14 protein-coding genes and 1 pseudogene are annotated in these 18,881 nt (G+C 58.1%); 6 read left to right on the plus strand and 9 right to left on the minus strand.

Features of this window, described 5'->3' with window-relative positions; all coding sequences use genetic code 11:
• Nucleotides 1-220 precede the first annotated feature (220 nt).
• The 3 genes and pseudogenes from JG746_RS34200 to proX all read left to right on the plus strand — a co-directional run.
• Nucleotides 221-838 (plus strand): annotated as a pseudogene (locus tag JG746_RS34200) (ABC transporter permease); the annotation flags it as partial.
• Nucleotides 838-1,908: an ABC transporter permease gene (locus JG746_RS34205; RefSeq protein ID WP_199202215.1), complete on the plus strand. Its 1,071-nt coding sequence runs from the start codon at nucleotides 838-840 to the stop codon at nucleotides 1,906-1,908. The pseudogene JG746_RS34200 and the gene JG746_RS34205, both read left to right, overlap by 1 nt.
• Nucleotides 1,799-2,761 carry a glycine betaine/L-proline ABC transporter substrate-binding protein ProX gene (gene proX / locus JG746_RS34210; protein WP_202359576.1) on the plus strand — a complete coding sequence of 321 codons (963 nt, stop codon included), beginning with the start codon at nucleotides 1,799-1,801 and terminating at the stop codon, nucleotides 2,759-2,761. Before JG746_RS34205 ends, proX begins: the two co-directional genes overlap by 110 nt.
• A 118-nt stretch (nucleotides 2,762-2,879) precedes the next feature.
• Here the strand turns inward: proX and JG746_RS34215 are convergent, their stop codons facing one another.
• Entirely contained in the window at nucleotides 2,880-3,767 is an 888-nt protein-coding gene (locus JG746_RS34215; protein ID WP_244731027.1) for a class I SAM-dependent DNA methyltransferase, read from the minus strand.
• Nucleotides 3,768-4,202: 435 nt separating this feature from the next.
• Here JG746_RS34215 and JG746_RS34220 point away from each other — a divergent pair, with 435 nt between their 5' ends.
• Complete coding sequence (locus JG746_RS34220; protein ID WP_199202217.1) at nucleotides 4,203-5,057, plus strand: aldo/keto reductase; 855 nt, start codon at nucleotides 4,203-4,205, stop codon at nucleotides 5,055-5,057.
• Between the two features lie 1,073 nt (nucleotides 5,058-6,130).
• On the opposite strand, the gene JG746_RS34225 is transcribed toward JG746_RS34220, so the two are convergent.
• The 4 genes from JG746_RS34225 to JG746_RS34240 all read right to left on the minus strand — a co-directional run bounded on the left by JG746_RS34225 (nucleotide 6,131) and on the right by JG746_RS34240 (nucleotide 11,004).
• Nucleotides 6,131-7,240 carry an IS110 family transposase gene (locus JG746_RS34225; RefSeq protein WP_199202218.1) on the minus strand — a complete coding sequence of 370 codons (1,110 nt, stop codon included), beginning with the start codon at nucleotides 7,238-7,240 and terminating at the stop codon, nucleotides 6,131-6,133.
• Nucleotides 7,241-7,347: 107 nt separating this feature from the next.
• Nucleotides 7,348-8,580 (minus strand): NAD(P)/FAD-dependent oxidoreductase, encoded by a 1,233-nt coding sequence (locus JG746_RS34230; protein WP_199202219.1) that lies wholly within the window; start codon nucleotides 8,578-8,580, stop codon nucleotides 7,348-7,350.
• A 381-nt stretch (nucleotides 8,581-8,961) separates the two neighbouring features.
• Complete coding sequence (locus JG746_RS34235) at nucleotides 8,962-10,239, minus strand: ATP-grasp domain-containing protein (RefSeq protein WP_199202220.1); 1,278 nt, start codon at nucleotides 10,237-10,239, stop codon at nucleotides 8,962-8,964.
• Nucleotides 10,240-10,527: 288 nt separating this feature from the next.
• On the minus strand, nucleotides 10,528-11,004 hold the full coding sequence (locus JG746_RS34240; RefSeq protein WP_199202221.1) for a hypothetical protein: 477 nt from the start codon (nucleotides 11,002-11,004) through the stop codon (nucleotides 10,528-10,530).
• A gap of 60 nt (nucleotides 11,005-11,064) precedes the next feature.
• On the opposite strand from JG746_RS34240, the gene JG746_RS34245 reads away from it, so the two are divergent.
• Nucleotides 11,065-11,289 (plus strand): hypothetical protein, encoded by a 225-nt coding sequence (locus JG746_RS34245; protein WP_199202222.1) that lies wholly within the window; start codon nucleotides 11,065-11,067, stop codon nucleotides 11,287-11,289.
• Nucleotides 11,290-11,712: 423 nt separating this feature from the next.
• Here the strand turns inward: JG746_RS34245 and JG746_RS34250 are convergent, their stop codons facing one another.
• The 4 genes from JG746_RS34250 to JG746_RS34265 form a co-directional block, all read right to left on the minus strand.
• Complete coding sequence (locus tag JG746_RS34250; RefSeq protein ID WP_202359577.1) at nucleotides 11,713-12,474, minus strand: class II aldolase/adducin family protein; 762 nt, start codon at nucleotides 12,472-12,474, stop codon at nucleotides 11,713-11,715.
• 73 nt (nucleotides 12,475-12,547) lie between these two features.
• Entirely contained in the window at nucleotides 12,548-14,986 is a 2,439-nt protein-coding gene (locus JG746_RS34255; protein ID WP_199202331.1) for a GcvT family protein, read from the minus strand.
• Between the two features lie 67 nt (nucleotides 14,987-15,053).
• The gene (locus JG746_RS34260; protein WP_199202224.1) at nucleotides 15,054-16,220 is read right to left on the minus strand and encodes a mandelate racemase/muconate lactonizing enzyme family protein; all 1,167 of its coding nucleotides are present in this window, start codon (nucleotides 16,218-16,220) and stop codon (nucleotides 15,054-15,056) included.
• Between the two features lie 50 nt (nucleotides 16,221-16,270).
• Nucleotides 16,271-17,815: a trimethylamine methyltransferase family protein gene (locus JG746_RS34265; RefSeq protein WP_199202225.1), complete on the minus strand. Its 1,545-nt coding sequence runs from the start codon at nucleotides 17,813-17,815 to the stop codon at nucleotides 16,271-16,273.
• Between the two features lie 104 nt (nucleotides 17,816-17,919).
• Between JG746_RS34265 and JG746_RS34270 the strand changes: the two genes are divergently transcribed.
• Nucleotides 17,920-18,828 carry a LysR substrate-binding domain-containing protein gene (locus JG746_RS34270; protein ID WP_199202226.1) on the plus strand — a complete coding sequence of 303 codons (909 nt, stop codon included), beginning with the start codon at nucleotides 17,920-17,922 and terminating at the stop codon, nucleotides 18,826-18,828.
• Nucleotides 18,829-18,881: the final 53 nt, after the last annotated feature.

Genomic DNA, 18,881 nt, shown 5'->3' on the forward strand with positions numbered 1-18,881 from the left:
AATCCCCTTCGGCTATTGGGCAGCGACTTTCATCGGTCTAGTGGTGGACAGGAGTCGCGACACTCTAGTCGCTGCCAAACTTCCAATACACGTCTTCCTCGAAGCCATTCGCGACCTTTTGTTATCCGTGCCGCCAAGCATTGGCATCTTGGTTGTTACGGCCGCTGGTTATCTGCTCGGCGGGGTGAGGCTCGCTGCTTTGGGATTCTTCTGCCTGGTGGGGATTGGGTTGATCGGGATGTGGAGCGATGCGATGACGACGTTGGCTATCGTACTCGTGGCCGTAGTGATTTGCGTCATCGTCGGCTTGCCGCTCGGCATTCTCGCCGCCCGCAGTGAACCTCTCTATCGGCTTTTGCGTCCAATTCTAGATCTCATGCAGGCAACCCCTTCTTTCGTCTACCTAGTGCCCATAGTGATGCTATTCGGCATAGGTGATGTGCCTGGGGTTATCGTAACCTGCTTTTTTGCCATCGCGCCGCTAATCAGACTTACCATCCTTGGCATACGGCAAGTACGAGCGGACCTAGTAGAGGCCGCGCGGGCGTTTGGAGCAAGTGAGCTGCGAGTGCTCTATGATATCCAACTGTCACTCGCGCGCCCCACTATTCTGGCGGGCTTGAATCAAACCGTCCTCATGTCGTTGTCCATGGCGGTGGTGGCCTCGATGATCTCGGTAGCGGGGCTCGGGCGGGTAGTCCTCGAAGGCATCGGACGGCTCGATTTCGGCAGGGCGACTGTCGGTGGATTGGGCATCGTGCTGACTGCGATACTGGTCGATCGATACGTACAGGCGCTGGGCGCGGCGCGTCCCCGGCCGGCTCGGGAGAATGCTTGATGGACGCGTCGGCGCTCATGGATCCCTTTGCGTCGGTTCAACTGCCGCTCGCTGATATGGCCAACGACTACATGCGTTGGCTCACGTCGAATTTGCGAGGAGTTTTCCAGCTAGCCAAGGTACCTATCGAGTGGGGGCTCGATCTGACGGAGCATGGATTGCGCAGGGCGCCCCAGACACTTGTAATCCTAAGCCTTGCCCTTTTTGCGTGGCAGGTCGTGAGCCTTCGGGTGGCCGCAATAAGTGTTTGCGCGATGACCACGATTGGGCTCATCGGGGCTTGGGATGAGGCGATGACAACGCTCGCGGTGCTTATTACTGCCGTGATTCTGGTCACCATCGTTGGATTGCCGCTGGGGATACTCTGTTCGCGTTCAGAACGACTCTGGAGCATCGTCCGGCCGAGCCTCGATTTCATGCAGACGATCCCCTCCTTCACCTATCTCGTTCCGGTGATCCTCCTCTTCGGGATCGGCAACGTGCCCGGCGTGATCGTGACCGCTTTCTATAGTATGCCACCGCTTGTTCGGCTGACGAACTTGGGCCTCAGGGAAGTCGACCCTAAGTTTGTCGAAGCCGCGGACGCCTTCGGGGTTTTGCCAACGAGGCGACTGTGGTCCATTGACCTGCCACTTGCCCGGCCCACGATCATGGCCGGGATAAATCAGACAGTGATGCTGTCGCTCTCGATGAGCGTCGTGGCTTCGATGATCTCGGTGGCGGGCCTCGGGCAAGTTGTATTGGTCGGCATAAGTCAGCTTGATCTCGGCCGCGCCTTCGTCGGCGGTCTCAGCATCGTGTTGATGGCGATCACAGTCGATCGGATTACGCAGGGCTTCGGCTACACGCGTCGCGATCGTGGGAACAAGGACCTCTGGGAGCAGGGTCCCATTGGATGGCTCCGCGGAATGCGGAGTCAGAATTCAGCGGAACATTCAAAAAGGAGGAAGCACAATGCGCATGAAACTACTCTTGACGATGACGGCTCTGATACTAGCCACGCCGGCGGCTCAAGCCAAGACCGTCCACCCGATCAGCTCCGGGCAGATGGGCGAGCGGGTCATCTATGATGTTATCGAGGCGGGCCTGACCGAACTCGGTTACGAGAACAGTGACATGCTCACGGGCAGCTTTCCGACCATCCACCTGTCCGTCGCCCAAGGGGATGCCGACTATACTGCGGTGCACTGGAAGCCCCTTCACAATCAATTCTTCGAGCAGGCGGGCGGCGACGACAAATTGCTGCGCGCAGGACCACTCTACACCAAAGCCATGCAAGGATATTTTATCGACAAAGCCACGGCCGACGCACATCACATCACCTCGCTCGACCAGATGAAGGATCCTGCAATCGCGGCTCTGTTCGACACCGACGGCGACGGGAAGGCCAATCTTATCGGATGCAACCCTGGTTGGGGCTGCGAGGCAGTCATCGAACACCAGATGGGCGCTTATGGTCTACGCGACCATATTAACGTCGACAAGGGTGAGTACTTCGCGCTGATAGCTAACGCTATTGAGAACTATAAGCATGGAAAGCCGATCTTCTACACTGCCTGGGCACCCGAATGGACAATGTCGGTACTAGTTCCGGGAAAAGACGTAGTGTTTCTTAACGTTCCCTTCTCATCCCTGCCGGACGTGAAGAACGCTAATACTAAATGGGAGGATGGCCGCGACCCGGGCTTCGCATACAACGATGATTACATCCTGGTCAACAAAAAGTTCGCTGAAGCGAATCCCAGGGCGTGGACCTTTCTTAATGGATTGCGCATGCCGATAGAGGACCTGAATGCAGCGATGTATCGTATAAACTCCGGTGAGAATAGTGCAGAGCAGATCGATGCTATTGCCAAGGAGTGGATCGCCAAACACAAGTCGGAGTGGGACGCGCTCATAGCAAAGGCGCAATCTGCCGGGTGATATGAAAACTCCGGTCATCTGACGGTATTAGGTTTCCGATTCTGTTTTGGAATCGGAGACCTTACGCCAAGCTTAACCGGAAAGGACCGGGCGGGGTCCATATATGTCCACATATGTGTCATAGCCGCTCCTCCGTTGGTGCGCTTGCCTTATCAGGCACCTGGAAAACCCAATAATGCGCGTCCTCATCGTAGTATCTGGCATCGCTTAGACAATGTGCCGGCATGAGGACGCCCGCATCCTGCAGACGCCGCACCTCGCCCTCAAAGTAGGTGGCCTCCGCATAGCTCTTGCGGGTGCTTGCGATGACGAATCCGTTCGGGCGCGTGACGCGAGCCAGTTCGCGCAGACCATCGGGTCGAACAAGCCTGTGCGTGAAGACGCCACAGCAGACCGTGATGTCATAGCTCGCGTTGGAGTAATCGGCGAGTGGACCGTTAAGGTCGACATCGCCTTGGACATGGCGGTAGATACGCGTCTGCCGGGCCTTTTCGGCCATCTCCTCGAAGAGGTCGAAACCGTCGATCAACTGGAAGCCTAGGCGCTCCAGCTGCAGACCGACGAGGCCCGTTCCGCAGCCAGCGTCTAGGATTGTAATCATTGCTCGCTCTTCGGCCAAATAGGCCGTCTGGATGGCAGCAGCCAGTTCCGCCACGATGATCGGCCCGTAGTACCCCTTACGACCGACATTGAGATCGTAGGTGCCAGCCCCATCGCGATAGAACTGGGCTAAATAGGCGACATCCGTGTCGACTGCATGGGAAGCCTTCCTTCGTGCAGGTTGGTCCAGCGCGGACCGTTGATCGGGGATTTTCATGACAGTTCCTCCATTTAGGGGCAGATCGGATGCGGCACAGTCTCTTTCTTCCTTCGCGGCCGCTGGAGCGGTGTTGTAGACGCCCATCAGAGAGCCGGCTTCCATGAGCTTAGCGATCATCGACCGCCTAATGCTGTCAGTACCAATTAAGTCAATTCGTTCAGCGTCGCGGAAATAAGTGGTGCGCACGGGCGCTTTCTCCAGCCGCTATGTAGAACGCAAACCTTCTTTCAGAGCAGGTACGCAACATGACTCGTGATACACACTTAATCTCTGCGTATCAAGAAGGACTTCATGAAGAGTTATGTAAGTTTCATGTTATTATAATATTTAAACGTAAAGACTCCGTTACTAAATTATAATGTATAGTTGATATTTCGTAATTGACAGTGTCACTGCGCCCCTCCTAGACTGCCTGCCAACTGAGCACCCGACCAACCAGCGGCAGTCTAGTTCGAGACGTGCATTGCAGGGGGCGTGCAATTGCCCTTGCCCTGAGAGCGGTTGCACGGCGCCGATCGGCAAGGTCCACAGCTGTCTTTTTTGGCGTGAGCCCCTACGTATCCTTGCAGTGCGTTAGCGGGCATCTGCCGATCGGGAAAACCACCGCAATGGAGAACGGCATTGAACAACATCACCGCCGCCAAGGCAGGGACTTTCAGGATCGGAGGTGAAATCGAGATCAACCGGCTTGGCTTTGGCGCCAGCCGGATCACCGGCAAAGGCGTATGGGGCAAACCGGCCGATCATGCAGAGGCGATCCGTCCGCTGAAACGATTGCCCGACCTCGGCGTAAACTTCATCGACACCGCCGATTCCTACGGCCCCAACGTGTCGGAACAACTGATCTGCGAAGCACTGCATCCGTATTCTTCCATGGTCGTCGCAACCAAGGGCGGCTTCGTCCGCCCCGGCCCAGACCGATGGGAACCAAACGGTCGGCCAGAATATCTTATCGCCCAGGCGAAGGGCAGCCTGAAAAGGTTGGCGGTCGATCAGATTGCACTATGGCAACTTCACCGCATCGATTCGAAAGTGCCCCACAACGAGCAGTTCGAGGCTGTGAAATCGCTGTTGGACGAGGGTTTCATCCGCTGCGCCGGGCTTAGCGAGGTCACAGTCGAAGAGATCGAGGCAGCGCAGAAATTCTTTAAGGTTGCCACGGTGCAGAACCGTTACAATCTCGCCGAGCGCGCCAACGAGGACGTGCTCGACTTTTGCGCCGGTCACGATATCGGTTTCATCCCTTGGCTCCCGCTTGCCGCCGGCAAACTGGCAAGACCCGGGGGGCCGCTTGAAAATGTGGCGAAACGACATCAAGCCACAACAGGCCAGATCGCCCTCGCCTGGCTGTTGCAGCGCAGCCCGGTCATGCTTCCCATCCCAGGAACTTCTAAGGTCGCCCATCTGGAGGAAAACGTTGCGGCGGCATCACTAAGGTTGACGGAGGAGGAATTCGAACTTTTACAAGCGGCGTGAATGTCATCTTGCGCTAGTAATGGGTCAGATCATATTGCTCACAGGCCCCGAACGTCATGCCATTGACCTCAATCTCGATGGTTCGGCAAATGGTGAGCCTGAAGCCTTCCAAGGCTGGCCTCCTTTCCTTGCCGGCGCCTCATCCGTCTTGGGCCCCGCAGCCCGCCAGCCGAACAAATTGCAATGGCCTAATTCCAATCTCCTGAGTCAGGCCGAAACATTGGCGCTAGTCTAGGTTCAGAGTTCCTTGCCACCATCTCGGTCTTGAACGCATCCGACCATCGCCGCGCCTCCACGCGACCGGCTCACCCTCGAAGCGATCCGCACCGCCTCAATCAATTAAAAGCTTCTATCCGCAGGCATAGGCGCAGACATTGGAATTGGCACTGAAAGCTCCTCGGCTACTTCAGGGTCATCATCGCCGCCGCATACTTGCTGCGCGAGATGGGGTAGCCTGCCCACTTACCTTCGATATCGAGCGCGAGATAAATTAGCGCCGAAGCGCGTGCCCGCGGCTGCCAGGAGCGCAGCACGAAACCACGATCTCGCCGAGTCCATCAACAACATGCTGCGCCTTCAAGCAATCGGGGTCGGTTCTGGATTCCGTGGTCAATCGGAGGAATACGTTGCCTCCTTAAACGCCCCTCTTTGACCTCAGCATCGTCATGTGAGGCTGGGATCAAAATGTCCTCCATCAGATGGTGGCGGGATGCGATAATGACAGTTTCACCGCCTGGTTGCGGAGGTATGCAAGACGCGACTAGATCCCCCGTCACTAGTCTCTCATGTTCGCTGTCAAGGCTGAAGGCGAGAGGCAGCAACTGCTTGGCGCGAGTGTGCAAAGTAGTCGGATTGGCTGGAACTGCACAGGGCCGGGGGTGGAGCTAAGAGACGACGGTTGATCAGACTCTCATCCGCGGGTTGGATACCGCCTTCCGTGTCTTCGTCTCGGGGCTTTCCTCGGTCTAGAGGGCGGGCGTCGGGCGGATTGGCTCGGCCACATAGCTAGCGACGGGAGTTCCCCACCGTGGCCCCACCCCCGGCCCTGTGCAGCGGGCTGGGTCGAGGTTCGTCTATGACGGTTCGACCTCTTGCCCAATGGCCCACAGGAAGGCGGCCATCTCGCGCGCGATCGCGGCCACGACCACCGGTGGCTTCTTGCCGGCGGCGTTGAGGCGACGATAGCGAGCGCAGAGCCGGACCTGCGCCTTCCAGGCGATGTCGCGGACAGCTTTGGGTAACCCCTCGAGCCGGACCCTCAGGGCCTCGCTAACCCTGGCGGGATAGCGGTAAGTCCATGCCGCTTCGACCAAGGCGCGGCGGGCGCGTCGATTGCCGGCGAGTGTAAGGCTCGATCTGCGGACCGTGTCGCCGGTCGAACGCTCCCCCGGAACCAGGCCGAGGAAGGCCATCAACTGCGGCGGTGTATCGAAGCGGCGCACATCCCCGATCTCGGCCGCGAAGATCACTGCGACCAGGAACGAGGCACCGCGCATCGCCTGATAGGCCTCGACGACCCGCGCCATGGACCAGGTGGGCACGATGGCGCTCAGCTGCTCGTCCAAGCGGCGTAGCCGCTGAACCGCGTCCTCGATCGCGTCGATCTTCTCCTGGAACACGATCTGCTGCGCCGGATGCTCGAAGCTCTCGCGGGCAAGCCAGCGCCGGTGCGCCAATGTCCAATGACCGCCGCCCTCGTAGATCCGACCATGGCGCAGAAGGAAGGAGAGCAGCTGCTGGCGTTTGCGGCGCAGGTCGTCGGTTCCGGATTCCCGAGCTCGGACCAGATCGCGGACAGCCTCGTGGACTACGTCCGGCACCCACACTCCGGTCAGTTCGCCCGCCCGATGCAGCCGCGCCAGAGTGACCGCGTCCCGTCGGTTCGTCTTGATACGCTCGCCCGACCGCTTCGGAATCAGGGCGGGCGCAACCACCATGCAGTCGTGACCAAGATCGCGGACCTGACGGCAAAGTCCGTAACCAGTCGGTCCGGCCTCGAAGCAGACGTGCAGTCGATCGTACCTTTTTCCCAGCTTCTTGACCGTCCGCTCTATCGCTGCCGGCCTATTCTCGACCTCACCGAGAAACCGGACTTCGCCCGTGCGGCCGCCCTCGGCGATCGCCACCGCATGCTTCTTCTTGGCTACATCAAACGCGACAAATGCTTCGCTATACTCTCCCATGGCTCGTCCTCCGTGCGTGAGGATCGGCTCGACCTATCCGAGCAACCCTCGTCTATTAATCGCACGAAAGGGCGGGCCACCGATCTCAGGCCCTCGGAACATGACGTCTAGCGCTCGGGTCGATAAGGGAACGGATCGACCATCGGCGCCTCATTGTTCATCAGTTCGGCTATCAGGCGGCCGGTTGTTGGTCCCAACGTCAAGCCATGATGGCCATGTCCGAAGTGCAGCCAGAGGCCGCGGTGACGCGGCGCGGCGCCTATAACGGGCAGCATATCGGGCATACAAGGCCTTGTGCCGAACCAGGGCTTTGGCTCAACAGGTCGGCCGAGGTCTAGCAGTTCACGCGCGGCTTGCTCTGCGTGGGCAAGCTGCGTGAGGTCTGGTTTGCCACCGGGCGGGGCAAACTCGGCGCCGGTCGTGATGCGCGCGCCCTTGGTCATCGGCGCCAAAACATAGCCATTCGCCGCATCATACAGCGGCAGGTCGAGCCGACTGCCGCCCGCATAATGCCGAAAATACCCACGCTTGCGCACCATGGAAAATCGATAACCGAAGCGCTTCAATAAATCTGGCGACCATGGCCCAAGGGCAATAACCGCTGCGCCCGCCTCCATTCCTCCATCTTCGGTAGTAACCGACCAGCCGCCATTGCCATTTGCGGACAGGCTTTGCGCGTCGCCGCGAACAATGTGTCCGCCCAAGCGTGTGAAGAGATCGGCGTATGCCGAGACCAGGGCACCAGGGTCGAATACTGTCCATGGCTCCAGCCAATGCATGCCGCCAACGCCAGCATCGGCGAGCGCAGGTTCGGCTTGCTGCAGGTCCCTTGATGTCATGACGCTGAACTTCACACCATAGGCCTCGCGTACGGTTTTAGCGGCCGCGACCGCCGCCTCGAGAGCCGGCTGCTCGCGATATAGTATCCGAAATCCGTCGCGGCGGATCAGATTGCGGGCTTCGCATTGCCGACTAAAAGCCTCATGCTCGCGAACCGCGCAGCCAATGATCTGCGCGTATGCCGCCGAAGCTCGCGCGTGACGCGCAGGAAATGAATGCCACCAATAGCACAATAGCGGACCAAGATGCCGCGGTAACGCTGCAATGGTACAGCGCACGCCATTGGTGCGACCGATCGCAATGTTTGCGAGCACGCGCCAATCATGCGACATCGGGTACGGTCGCAACGCTTCGCTCTGGATAATGCCTGCATTGCCATGGCTTGTCTCGCGGCCTGGTTCCTTCCGGTCGAGGAGCACAACTGACCAGCCGCGCTGTTGCAGGTGTAAGGCTGTCGCCACGCCGACTATGCCGGCGCCTAGAATGATCGCACTTTTCATGGGCCTTGCTTCGTCTGTTGCACGACAGCAATAGAGGCGCGCGACTCTGGCATGCTGATGCTGTCGAGCTTGGCGCTACTACAACCGTGATTGGCTTTCGGAGCTCCTTGCATGTCAATGTTATTGCGATGGCCGTATGAACTTGTGCATTGGGTTGGTCTTCCTTTCCCTGTTGCCCATTATCAAGCAAAGCGGTGTCGTGCTCTTAGGATGAGACAGGTCGGGGCAGGCCAGAACCAGTTCCATTGAAAAGCGCCTGTAAGTAAAGGAGTATTTGGCCACATTTGCACGCGGCATCGTGGCCGCTCACCCGCTCAACAAGCTCATCGCAAGCGGCGCAAGCTGGAGCAAACACTTCCACTATTTCCGTGACCTTGTTAATCATGTGCTATCGCCGCCGCTGGTGGGGCAAGTTTGTTGGCCGGAGATGGTTTCCTCTTCGCCGGTCGGAAAAGGTGTGATTGACCAGCCAATTAGGTCCGCGGCCTGCTGAAGTACTGCCTCGGTCCGAGCACGGCTCGGTGAAGCGGCGATGAGATACCCGATACAGTCTCGGTAGTCGCCTTTCCTGACGATCGGCGACTTGGGTTGAACATAAAATCTCACTTCGGCGACACCTGACACAGCAGCCGCCTGACTCTCGCCAGCGATCCAATCGAGGATGCCATCGCGATCAGCCACTAGTTTGCGCGCAGCCGCAGTGTGCGAATGCCTCCTGCGCAAATCCCATTCCTCGCCGATGACAAGCTTGATGTGCTCGGTGAGGAGATCTACACCATAAGCGGCCTGAAGCAGTTGAGGATCTGGCGCGCCACTAAGACGGGGATTGACCTCAATGACGACTGGGCCAAGCTTCGTCCATCGGAATTCGATGTTTGTTGGCCCCCATCCGAGGCCCAGAGCTTGCAAACAGCCCAGCGAGAGATCGGCGATACGTTTATAGTCGTCGTCGGTCAGCACGGCCGGACAGGTGCACTCACGAAAGACAAAATGCGGGGGCTGGCCGAACTCAGCTGCGGAAATCCCAACGACCTCATAGCCCATTGTGTCAGCGCTATAATATGGGCCTTCTGCGAATTGTTCGACCAGTATCCTTGGCGAAGACCACCATATGTGCTTGCCGCCCAACAGATAGGTCGTATGTTCGGTCAACTCATCAACGTTGCGACACAAACGGACACCGCTGCTGCCGTTGCCTACGGCTGGCTTAAGAATTACCGGCAGGCCAATTTCCGCGGCAGCGCGTTCTACGTCCGCGGCATTCGCCGCCACGCGATAGGCTGGTATTGGAACCCCGGCCTGCGCGAGGAGCTGACGTTGAGCGAATTTGTCGCAGCATCGTTCAATCGATTCGGGATTCGGTCCCGGTAGATTGAAATGCTGGCAAAGCTTGCCAACTGTCGCATAGGCCGACTCCTGGGCACTGGTAATACCAGAAATGTCATAAGTCGTACGCAGCCGGGAACATTCCCGGATCAACGCATCGAGATTGTCAGTATCGACACGGATTGTCTCAATGCTTTCCGCAGCAAGATAGTCGTACCGAGCTGGATCAGCCGACAGGGTAATCGGATGAAGACCAAGACGCTGCGCCGCTTGGACATATAACGGACCATTGCTCCTTGAGCCTTCAAGCAGGATGAGTGCTTTTCTTGACATTGGCTGTTAACCCCCACGGTTCTGCGGCGGTCTGAGCGAAAACAGGCATTCAGCTTTTTTGATCGTGCCTGACTTCAGACTTTACCGTGAACTTACCATTGTCATCGATGTCCAGTCGCAAAGATTCTGTGAATTCGTTTTAAGGTTTTATTGCAACGGCTGAATGGAGCCGTTGCTGACTGGGTTGGATCCATGCGTGGGTCCAAGCGGAAACTCGCGGCATCGAAAGGCCGACTTGACGCGACGTTTAGCTGTTCGGAAGCGCGGAAGAGTTATGAAAGCGTTCGTCTATGATCGTTGTCGGGGATCGAGCGCAAGACAGGCAGGCTGATGGCCGGCAGGACGGTCTGGAGAACCTGTGGCGGATGCAGGTATTTCATGCCACGCTAACACGGGCAGTTGGCTGGTGATGATGAGTGGCATGCGATGATCGGCGCGTTCGGCAAGGGCCGTCTCCGCCGCCTCGGTTTCGCCGGTTAGTACCTCTCCCATCAGCTTGTGGAGGATCAGCCCGCGCTCACGACCACCTTGGACAGCGATGTTCGTCTCGAGGTCCGGCGGCTGATTATCGGCGGAGCCAATCCAAATGTCGGCTTCTTCCTCCCGCAGCATAGAACCGCTGGCATTCTCGTCGCGGCTGGGCGCGAGCCAGGTCAGGCGCGTTTGGCGATCAGCGATGGCGGCCGCCTCGGCTGCAAAGGCGCCGAAGCGGATGCGGCTGAACGCCGGGTAGATGTTAAGTATACTCGCGGGATATGCGCTCACTCCCTTCGCGAGATCGGTTTGACGCGGTCTTTCTGTGGTACGCGACGTTTGGCTATTTCGATGATGCTGACAATGAGGAGAGTTCTGCATGAAGCCGCTGCTTCACTTCTGAAGGGCGGGCGTCTGCTAATCGATCAGATCAATCGCTTCTTTTTGCTGCGCGAGCAGTCGCCCACCTACGAGATCGTGCAGCGCAACAATAATCTAAGAATCGGTATGATCAACAACGACACTGACCGATTGTCGACACTGCGAAAGGATCGTCGTCCGCAATGGATGCGTTAGACGCATGCGCCTTTCTATAAGACAATATGGGTTTTCGGAATGCATTCGCATGTTGCGAAGCGCGGGGTTCGATTCTCTTGAAGCCTATGGGCAGGAAGGCGAAGAGTCTACATCCCATGGCCCGCGCCTCGTCGTCGTCACGCACAAGTAAATGGGCGGTCAGAGCGATTGCGTATTTCCTGCACAGGTGTCTTATCCGACAGCTTGCGATCAAAGTGCGTAAGTTGGCCGTCGCAGCTGGCATGGCTTGTACCCGACCGTTCTGTTCAGATCGTCATCGACCCCCTTGCAATGCGGAGAACATCTACACACGACCCCATCCATGTCCCTCAATCGCCGAGCAGCTCGACATCCCTTGCGCCTGATCATCGGCGCGAAAGGTTTGCGACAGAACCCTTCGCGCGCGCCTCGGAATGCGTTTTCTCAACGTGCGTAATCGGACCCGTCATTGTCGAGTACCCGCTTCACCGCGTCAAAGTACTGGAAGATCTCCGGATTTACTGGACCGGCAGCTTCCAGAGAGTTGCGGACTTTCGCCAAGGCGGTGTCAGATATCATCCGCCGCTTCCCGGCAGCCATTGCTATCAATTGAGTCATGGCGGCGCGTTCGAGGAAGTAGAGTCTGTAGTATGCTTCCGCGACGGTATTACCAGTTGTGATGACACCATGGTTGGCCAGCAACAGGATTTTCTTGTCGCCGAGAATATCCGCCATCCGTTCCCCTTCTTCCTGCGTCTCGGCCCATCCATTGTATTCGTAGTCGTAGGCAATCGTGTCATGGAGCAGCGCAGCATTCTGACTCGAAGGCTCCAGTGTCATGTCCTCGAGTTGCGTAAGCGCCGTAGCGTAGGGCATGTGCGTATGTAGGGCACAGGCGATGCCGCGCCGGTGAATTGGTGCGTGGATGCAGACTGCGGAAAGATTGGGCGGACCCTCGCCGCTTAGAACTTCACCGTCGAGGGATACTTCGATGAGATTGGACGCTTTCACCTCGGACCAATGCAAGCCGAACTTGTTGAGATAGAAACGATCGTTGCGGCCAGGCACCAGCACCGTAAAGTGGTTGTCGATACCTTCCACAAAGCCGTCCTTCACGGCCTGCCGGTGAGCAGCCGCTAGATCAACACGCGCGAGAGCACGGAGATTATCTCCTGCGGCGGGAATTTGTTCAGCTTTGCTGTGCATGGGTTTCATCCTCCTGAAAACTTTGGATATTCGTGTGGGATCCGCGGGCAAGACTCGACTTGATTTCGCCGAACTATGATCGCATCAGATCTCCGTTCGTATCGTAGAGTGGCTCCGCCATCACCTCGGCTGGAAACATTTGGCCGTCGATTTCGACATCCAGCACGGTCCCGTTGCTTGCCAACTCGACAGGAACGTAGCCCAACGCCAGAGACTTCTCGACGCGGTGCCCATAGCCTCCGGAGGAGATGTAACCGACCGCTGCCCCTGCCTTTAGCAGGGCCTCGTCTCCAACGACGTCACGGTCGTCGACATTGATCATCAGACCGACAAGTTTCCGAGCGGGCCCTGCGTCGCGCGCCTTGGCTGCGGCTTCCTTGCCGACGAAGTCTTTGTTCCAGTCGATGAAAGCGGCCAGTCCGCTCTCCGCTGCGTCGAAATCCGGGCGGAAGTCCATTGTCCAAACCCCCCAGTTTTTCTCGAGGCGCATCGACATAAGGGCGCGACTCCCGTAAAATCGCAGCCCGAGGTCGCCGCCTGCCTGTTCGACCGCCTCAAACAAGCGGATAAGAAACTGCGGACGGCAATAGATTTCATAGCCTAGTTCGCCCGAGAACGAGAGGCGGGAGAGGATCACCGGAACGTCACCTACGACGCATTCCCGGATATCGCGAAACTTGAAAGCGTTGTGAGACAGGTCCTCGCGCGTAATCCGCGAGAGGAGTTCTCTTGATTTCGGGCCCGAGATCGCCAGCCCGTGAAGTTCGTCGGAACAGTTGGCATAGGTTACCCCCTCGGTTGGCAGATGCCGCTCGAACCATCGCCGGTGCATTTCCTGTGCCGCACCTGATCCGAACAGCATGAAGCGGTCTTCCGAGAGGCAGGCGACGGTGAGGTCTCCATAGAGTTTGCCTTTGGGAGTCAACATCGGGGTCAAGGCGATCCGGCCAGGCTTGGGAAGTTTTCCGGCGAGGACGTGATCGAGGAAAGCTCTCGCTCCCGGTCCGGCTAATTCATGCTTCGAGTAGTTGGCGATCTCGATGGCGCCCACACCCGTCCGAACGCTTTCGATTTCGCGTGCGACGTAGTCATGGCTCCGGTTGCGTTCGAAAGTCGGCTCTTCGTGCGCGTCCTCCGGCCCGTCGGCGAACCAAAGAGCGTGCTCCAGGCCGAAACTCACCCCCATGACAGCGCCTTTCGCGACCAGGCGATCGTAAAGGGCTGTCGTCTTCTGCCTCCGTCCTTTCGGCAGGGTCTCATTGGGAAACGTCATGACGAAACGGCGTTCATAGTTCTCAGAGGACTTCACCGTGCCCCAGTCGGCCGTAGCGAAGTTGCCAAACCGGGAGATATCCATCGCCCAGACATCAATGGATGGTTCACCTTCGATCATCCATTCCGCGATCGACCGGCCGACACCACCGCCTTGGCAGAAGCCGGCCATAACTCCGACCGCAGCCCAATAGTTCTGCAGACCCGGGACAGGGCCGATCATTGGGTTCCCGTCGGGGCCGAACGTGAAGGGCCCATTCACAACGGTCTTAATGCCCGCCTGACCAAGGGCCGGAATGCGTTCGAACGCGAGCTCAAGACGGTCCGCGATGCGCTCGAGATCGGATTGCAGCAGTTCGTGGCCAAAATCCATCGGGGTCCCTGACACCTTCCACGGCGTGGACTTTGGCTCGTAAGTGCCCAGCAGCATCCCATTACGTTCTTGGCGGAAGTAGATGTTGGCCTCGTAGTCGATACCCGCTGGAAGACGCTTGCCGGAAGCCATTCTTTCCACGATTTGGGGGATATCCTCCGTGATTAGGTAGTGATGCTCCATAGGCTGAACGGGCATAGTTACGCCGGCAAGCTTCCCAGCTTCTCGCGCCCAGAGCCCGGCGGCGTTCACCACGTGTTCTGCGTTAATGGTTCCCTTGGGGGTAACCACGTCCCAGGTACCATCCTTCCTCTGGCGTGTTTCAATAGCCGGTGTGTGCGTGTAATACTGCGCGCCGTGCACGCGGGCAGACTTCGCGTAAGCGTAGCAAACACCCGAAGGGTCGACATCACCGTCAAGTGGGTCCCACAGCGCAGCAAGATAATGACTCGGATCGATCAGAGGATGACGCTCGGCCGCTTCCTTGACGCTGATGAATTCCTGGTCGAGCCCCATGTAACGGGCCTTGGACCGCTCCCGTTTCAGATATCCGTACCAGGTCTTGTTCGACGCGAGGTAGAACCCGCCCGTGTTGTGAAGCCCAACCGAGTGGCCGGAAGTCTCCTCTATCTCTTTGTAAAGATTGATTGTGTAGCCTTGGAGGCGGCTGATGTTCGGATCTGAGCTGATGGTGTGGATTTGACCTGCCGCGTGCCAACTTGACCCGCTTGTCAATTCATCTCGCTCAAGGAGCACACTGTCTTTCCAGCCGAATTTTGCGAGGTGGAAAAGGATGGAACATCCTACAACGCCCCCGCCGATGATGACCGCGCGGGCGTGCTTTGGAAATGTTTTTTCAGCTGTCATGGTTGTCCGCTTTGGGCTGGAGTAGGCGATGGCTTTTTCCTTGAGGGATCGCCCGGATGGGCGCTCGTTAAGCAAGGGGAAGACGTCTAAATCGACCAACCTGGGCTGGGTCGAAGAAGTGGTCGAGAGGTCCATGCTCGATAAAATGTGCGTGCCATGTCGCTAACGCACTTCTGTCGAGCTCCACACCTAGGCCAGGGCCTTCGGGCACGGTGACGACATTGTTTGTCTGACGGAAAGGACCGCCCTGGATTACATCGCCGATCTGCCATCGAAACAGTGATTGCGATGGCTCCGTAATCCACGGCATTGCCGCCGACATGTGCAAGTAGGCCGCAGTTGCTACCCCGGCGTCGCCCGAATAACACCAGAACCCAACCCCCATGGTCTCACACGCACCTATGAATCGAACTGCGCGGGAAATGCCGCCTAAAACCGCAAAATTGGTGACGATGAAGTCCGGCACGCCGATACGAACGGCCCGTCGGAGATCCGGGACATGGGTGGAGAAGGGTATGGCAGAATGCCGGCGCAATACGCCCATCTCTTCGAAGGTGGCTACGGGATCCTCATAATTCCGGATGTCGAAGGGCTCGATTTCGCGAAGGATCCGAATGGCGGTCGGTAAGGACCACTGCATATTGCTATCGAGCCGGATCATATCGCGGGGCCCCAAGGCGGAGCGGAGCGCCTTCACGGTCTCGATCTCAAGAACCGGGTCCCCCAAGATGAGTTTCCCCTCGAACATCGTCGAGCCGTGAACCTCCCGCATGTGTACGCAATAGTCAGCTACCGCCTCGGGAGACATTTCACCTCCTTCACGGAATCCGAAGTATTCGGTAAAAGGAATTTCCTTCCTGACAGCACCGCCTAGCAGCTTGTAAAGCGGCTCCCCGGCTACTTTACCTCTGATGTCCCACAGAGCTATCTCGATCGCGCCGAAAGCTTTTACAACGGAACTGTCATCCGTGTTTTGGACGATTTGCCATGGCGGGACAGTCATAGATTCACAATTTGCGATGTCGAGAGGATCTTGACCGGCTAGCTCTTCTCCCATGGCTAGAATTGTTGCCAAGACATCGACAGAAGGCGCCTCACCTAAACCAACAAGCCCCTGGTCGGTTTCAACTTCGACGATCACCTTGGATGTGCCGGGATAATGTCCGCCGGTCCACCAAAGGGGTTTCTCTAGCGGTATATTGACCGGAGTCGCCTTTACAGAACGAATCTTCATTGCCTTGTCCGAAGTTGGGAAAAATGAATGAGGGCGCTCAGCTTGACGGCTCAGTACCACTGGTCAGTGTGCTGGGACTTCTTCCGTGCGCAGAAATCGGCCAACGCATTGTCGATGGCCGAATCAAGGGGCGGTGCCTCGTACTCGGCAAGCAGCTTTTTCCAACGTGCGTTGGCGCGGACCAAGGAATCTTTTTCTCCGGCGTCACGCCACTGCTCAAAGCTGTTGTTATCAGCGACCTCCGACTCCCAGAATGCCGTTCGATAGTTCGCGATTGTGTGGGCGCAGCCAAAGAAATGCTTGCCCGGTCCCACCTCGCGGAACGCTTCGAGCGCCAGCTGGTTGGGATTGACCGAAAGGCCGGCCATGTAGACGTGCAGCGCGCTGCAGAAGTCGGCATCCAAGATGAGTTTTTCGTAACCCATGGTCAGCCCGCCTTCGAGCCAACCTGCCGAATGCAGGATGAAATTGGCACCGCACTGGACGGCAGCCTGCATAGCGACCGCGCTTTCCATCATCGCCTGACCGTCAGCCACCTTGGACGACGTGAAGGCTCCGGAACAACGCAGCGGCAGGCCCAACCGGCGTGCGAGCTGGCCCACAATCAGCGATCCCAATGCCGGTTCCGGGGTGCCGAAGGTTGGAGAACCGGTACGCAGGTCAGTCGAAGACAGGAAGTTGCCGAAGATGGTGGGGGCGCCACGGCGCACCAGTTGGGTCAGGGCGCAGCCCACCATGGTCTCGGCAAGCGACTGCGCGATCGCGCCAGGCGTTGTCACCGGACCCATTGCGCCGCCGAGGATGAAAGGCACGATCACAGCTCCCTGGTTGGCGCGCGCATAGACCTTGAGCGCACCTGTCATGGTGGCGTCGAAAACGAGCGGAGAGTTGGCGTTGATATTCGCAAGGATGACGCAGTTCTGGTCGACGAATTCGCGGCCAAAGACGATGCGTGCCATCTCGATCGAATCTTCGGCGCGTTCCACCGAAGTGACCGAACCCATGAACGGCTTGTCCGAATAGCGCAGATGGGCCGACACCATGTCGAGGTGCCGCTTGTTAACCGGGATGTCGACTGGCTCGCATACCGTGCCGCCGGAATGATGCAGCCACGGGATGGAGTAGGCCAGTTTGACGAAGTTTTCGAAATCGCCGAGCGTCCCGTAGCGTCGACCGCCTTCCAGATCGCGTACGAAAGGCGGACCGTAGGCCGGCGCAAACACGACATGTGGGCCGCCAATTTTCAGGGAACGCGCCGGGTTTCTGGCATGTTGCGTAAAAGTTGAAGGCGCGGTTTTCAGGATCGGACCGAGCATCCCCCTTGGAAAGCGCACCAGTTCGCCCTGCACCACGCCACCCGCAGACCGCCACAAATCCAGAGATTCCGGGTCCTCTCGGAATTCGATGCCGATTTCCTCCAAGATCACCGCGGCGGCGTCCTCGATCGCCAGAAGGCCTTCCTCGGAAAGCAGGTCGTAGGGGCGGATTCGAAGCTCTACGCCAGCGAGAACAGCAGCTGCTTCGTGGCCACCCGCGGCGGCACGTCGATTCGAACGGCCTCTTGCTCGAGTAGTCGGCGCCTCTGGCTCGGACATGCTTTTATGTCTTCCTTTTTTCACTTCGTCCTATAAGTTTGATTGGTAGAAGCGTGCAGGTAAACCGCAATTATTCTGATGTCTGCATAAGTACAGGTTATGCAATGCCCCGTTTACGCATACCAAGCCCGGCCGGCCTGATCACTTTTGAAGCTGCAGGGAGACATCTAAGTTTCACGAACGCAGCCGAAGAGCTTCGTGTCAGCCAGGCCGCTGTAAGCTCGGCCATTAAAAGCCTAGAAGCAGACCTTGGCGTGGACCTGTTTGTGCGGCAGCACAAACAGGTCGTGCTGACCGACGCCGGCCGGCGCTTCTACAGCGATGTTGCAATGGGCCTCGGCCACATTGCACGATCGGCCGAGGCCGTTCGCCGGACCACGGAGGACAAACATGTTGTGTTGTCGTCTTCGACGGCGTTCGCCAGCCACTGGTTGATCCCGCGGCTCCCAAAGTTTCGTGCGCTGCACCCGGATATCGAAATCCGCATCCAGACGGCAGATCGCGACACCGATTTGGGGCCGGACCCCCATTTGATCGGTGTCCGCCGCGGGCTGGGCGATTGGCCTAACTATCGGGCTTTCCGTTTCGGCGGCGAGAACCTCATCCCGGTCTGCAGCCCTAGCTACCTACTTCAGTCCGGCGCGCCACGCGATCTGTCCGATCTCGCTGGGCGGACCCTCATCCATCTTGACGAGCCCCACCGGCCACGTCCTGCGTGGAAGGACTGGTTCGCTCATTTTGGGGTTGACTTCACCGACGTCGGCGAGGGCCTGCGTCTCAACGATTACAGCCTGGTCGTCCAAGCCGCAGTTGGCGGGCAAGGCATCGCACTGGGCTGGGCGCATCTCGTCAACCATCCGCTGAGCGAAGGATTGCTTGTACCAGCCCTCGATGCCAACTGGGCAACCGGATATGCCTTTTTCATCGTCAGCAACCGTGCGGTGGACCTCGCTCCGGAAGCTAGGTTAGTCAGGGACTGGATCCTCGAAGACGCCCCTGACAAGCTGGTTTGACCGACGTCGTACGAGCGTCAGCCGCGGCTAATGCTCGAAGCGAGGCGTGCCAC

Origin of the sequence: Mesorhizobium sp. 113-3-3 (assembly GCF_016756495.1) — a bacterium.
In the GTDB taxonomy this organism is placed as follows: Bacteria; Pseudomonadota; Alphaproteobacteria; order Rhizobiales; family Rhizobiaceae; genus Mesorhizobium.

What these genes read in the sequence shown, in the direction of transcription:
- JG746_RS34205 (WP_199202215.1), top strand. Translation starts at nt 838, where the DNA reads ATGGACGCGTCGGCGCTCATGGATCCCTTTGCGTCGGTTCAACTGCCG.
- proX (WP_202359576.1), top strand. Translation starts at nt 1,799, where the DNA reads ATGAAACTACTCTTGACGATGACGGCTCTGATACTAGCCACGCCGGCG.
- JG746_RS34225 (WP_199202218.1), bottom strand. Translation starts at nt 7,240, where the DNA reads ATGGGAGAGTATAGCGAAGCATTTGTCGCGTTTGATGTAGCCAAGAAG.
- JG746_RS34230 (WP_199202219.1), bottom strand. Translation starts at nt 8,580, where the DNA reads ATGAAAAGTGCGATCATTCTAGGCGCCGGCATAGTCGGCGTGGCGACA.
- JG746_RS34235 (WP_199202220.1), bottom strand. Translation starts at nt 10,239, where the DNA reads ATGTCAAGAAAAGCACTCATCCTGCTTGAAGGCTCAAGGAGCAATGGT.
- JG746_RS34245 (WP_199202222.1), top strand. Translation starts at nt 11,065, where the DNA reads ATGATGCTGACAATGAGGAGAGTTCTGCATGAAGCCGCTGCTTCACTT.
- JG746_RS34250 (WP_202359577.1), bottom strand. Translation starts at nt 12,474, where the DNA reads ATGCACAGCAAAGCTGAACAAATTCCCGCCGCAGGAGATAATCTCCGT.
- JG746_RS34255 (WP_199202331.1), bottom strand. Translation starts at nt 14,986, where the DNA reads ATGACAGCTGAAAAAACATTTCCAAAGCACGCCCGCGCGGTCATCATC.
- JG746_RS34260 (WP_199202224.1), bottom strand. Translation starts at nt 16,220, where the DNA reads ATGAAGATTCGTTCTGTAAAGGCGACTCCGGTCAATATACCGCTAGAG.
- JG746_RS34265 (WP_199202225.1), bottom strand. Translation starts at nt 17,815, where the DNA reads ATGTCCGAGCCAGAGGCGCCGACTACTCGAGCAAGAGGCCGTTCGAAT.
- JG746_RS34270 (WP_199202226.1), top strand. Translation starts at nt 17,920, where the DNA reads ATGCCCCGTTTACGCATACCAAGCCCGGCCGGCCTGATCACTTTTGAA.